The sequence below is a fragment of the Haloferula sp. genome (genome assembly GCF_049672945.1).
GTDB lineage: Bacteria > Verrucomicrobiota > Verrucomicrobiia > Verrucomicrobiales > Akkermansiaceae > Haloferula.
This window is the reverse complement of record NZ_JBATWY010000111.1, coordinates 1-2,848: the sequence shown is the minus strand read 5'-3', so window position 1 is coordinate 2,848 and position 2,848 is coordinate 1. Positions and strand designations below refer to the sequence as shown.

Annotated in this window: 2 protein-coding genes; both read left to right on the top strand. The window is 62.3% G+C overall.

Annotated elements, in window-relative coordinates:
- A partial coding sequence (locus WBG04_RS09730) for a vWA domain-containing protein (RefSeq protein WP_424314219.1) occupies nucleotides 1-988 on the top strand: 988 nt, incomplete at its 5' end.
- Nucleotides 985-2,848: VWA domain-containing protein (locus tag WBG04_RS09725; protein ID WP_424314218.1), on the top strand; the 1,864-nt coding region annotated here is incomplete at its 3' end. The genes WBG04_RS09730 and WBG04_RS09725, both read left to right, overlap by 4 nt.

Genomic DNA, 2,848 nt, shown 5'->3' with positions numbered 1-2,848 from the left:
GCCGCTTGTCATCGGCGCGGCGTGGCGTTTCCGGCGTCCTGCTCCAGCACTGACAGTATCTTCCGTAGAGATCTACCAGCCCGGCAAAAGTCGCCGCCCGTTCCGTTTCCGGATTCCCTTGCTTCTGGAAAGTCTCGCACTTGTCGCCTTTGTTGTGGCTCTTGCAAGACCCCAGTCGGCGGTCGAGATCCGCCCTGTCGCCCACGAGGGAATCGACATCATGCTATCACTCGATTTTTCTAACAGCATGGACGCCTATGACCCCGAGCCCGGCTTGAGCAAAGCCGAGAAAATCCGGGCCATCGAGGCTGGCGAACTCGGTGATCGCCTCGCCGTTGCGGCGGCCCAGATCAAGCGTTTCGTGCAGCGCCGTCCCGGCGACCGGATCGGCCTCGCCATCTTCGGGGCCGAAAGCTGGGTCGCCAGTCCTCCAACCCTTGACCACGACTTCCTGCTCGGACTCGTCGACCAGATCGACAACTCGGTGCTCGGGGGGCACGAACGCGCCACCAACATGGCGGCCGGGCTCGCGACGGCAATCGACGCCCTCCCGGCCGATGATGATAGCCGGCGCTGCATCATCCTGATCACCGATGGTGCCCACTCGGTCGAGGATCCTGACTTCACTCCGGACTCCGCAGCGCAACTCGCTGCAAGCCGGGGCATCGCCGTGCACACCATTGGCATCGGTGGCGACAATCCCTTCATCAACAAGAACGATTACCTGAAGAAGACAACGGACATGAAATTCAGGACGGAAACCATCGAGTCCATCGCCAAGACCACGGGAGGAAGATTTTTCCGTGCCCGGGACAGCGCCGGCTTCGAAACGGTGATGGACACCATCGATCATCTCGAAACCACCACGCGGATCCATCCGGCACTGATCCTCAAGAGTGACCTTTTCCCATATCCACTCGTCGTCGGTGCCATCCTTTTAGGACTCGCCCTGCTGCTCGGTCGGACCGTCCTGCACACCATCTCATGAACTTCAGCGCCCTAAACCACCTGCCTTGGATCGTCTCGGCGGTCGCCATTCTCAGTTTGGCGGCATGGTTCGCCTGCAGCTTGCGGCGGCGTACCTTCCGCGCACTCGCGGAAAGCTCCGAGGGATCGGCCCTCCGTAGCTTCGCCAGCCCGCGCCGCCGTAACCTCCGCTTTCTCGCCGCCTGTGGCGCGGTCATCCTTATCGCGATCACACTGCTGCGACCGATCGCCGGATATTTCCTCAGCAATGAGCGCTTCCCGGTGCGCAACGTGATGCTCGTCGTCGATGTCTCGAAGTCGATGGGCTGCCCCGATGCCGACGGCCTGGCCCGGCTTGAAGCGGCCCGCTTTTTTGCCCACACCCTGATCGAGGCCCTCCCTTCTGAAAGGATCGGCATCCTTTCTTTCAGCGGCGCGGCCTTTCCCGAATGCCCGCTGACGATCGACCGCCGCACGCTGGGCGAGCGCCTCGACCGACTGATGCCGGGTATCATTCCAGTCGCAGGCACCGACCTCGAAGCCGCCTTCGATGAAGCAGGTGAACTACTCACCAAGAAGCCGCCTCCGGGCTCCGCAATCATCCTGCTTTCCGATGGCGACCGACTGACAACAGACGTCGCCAAGGCGACCGCGAAGCTAAAGGAGCGCGGCGTCCCCGTCCACACCGCATTCTTCGGCAACCCGGAGGCCATCACCGCCGTCCCTGACAGCCGGGACGATCAGGAAAGCCAGCCGAATCCCGAACTGATGCGTGAGATCGCGATGGCGACCGGCGGAGTTGCCGCGGATGGCTCGGCAGTGGTCGTCGATGCCTCGGTCGCCCGCATCCGCGACGCCCTCGACACCCTTTCCATTGAGGGCCTATCCGATCAGGAAAACATCCGACAGCGCCCCAACGAAATTTATTCTTACCCGCTTGCCGTGGCCGTTCTACTTCTTTTCCTGCGCCTGTTCCTCGACCCACGTTCCCGCGAAGCTCGGAAAGTATTCGCCAGCCTGCTGATCATCGTCGCGGCAACATCCACCTTGCGTGCCCAAGAGGAAGTCTATGCCCCCTACCAGGCAGCACTCACCGAAGCGAAGGAAAGCGATCGCCCCTTGATGCTTCTCTTCACCGGCAGCGACTGGTCCGAGGCGAGCATTGCCTTCGAGCGTGAAATCCTCCGCCACGAAAGTTTCACGACATGGGTATCCTGGCGGGTGGTCCGGCTCGACCTCGATCTGCCACGCACCGGAATCGAGGCCGAGGAAAGGAAGGCACGCCGAAGTCTCGCCGCCCAGTTCTCAATCGACGGCTATCCATGCACGGTTTTCTTCAATGCTGCGACCGGCGAAGAAATTGGAAGGCTACACCACGAGCCAGACGGACCTGCAACGTGGCTGCGGAATGCCGACCGGATCCTCGCCGGCGACAAGTCCGCCAGTGATAGCAAAGCGAAGATCCGGGACCTGCCCGAGGCCGAGCGTGATGCCCTCGCCGACGAATCAGCCCCTCCGGCGCTGCGTTCGACACTCCACTATAACCGGGCGATGGAGGATCTACGCATCGACCAGCAAGGCGTCATCGCCTCGGAGGACCGCACTGCCCTGGCCATCGAGCTGTTAGAGGTCGCCGCCAGGCTTGCGCCGAAAAGCAGGCCGGATCTAACAGGCGCCGCCTTGGAACAACTTGCCGTGCTTACCCACCTCCGTGGAGCGCATGTCTTCGAGGAGGAACCACAGCCGCCTGCCCAGCCCGAGACCTCGTGGAAAAAGGCGATCCGGCTCTATGAGAAAGCCTACCGCTATCATCGCGATGCCTCCAGCCACAGTAGCGCGGAGATCCCCGAACTCCCCGGAAACCTCGCGCGCCTCCGTGCAG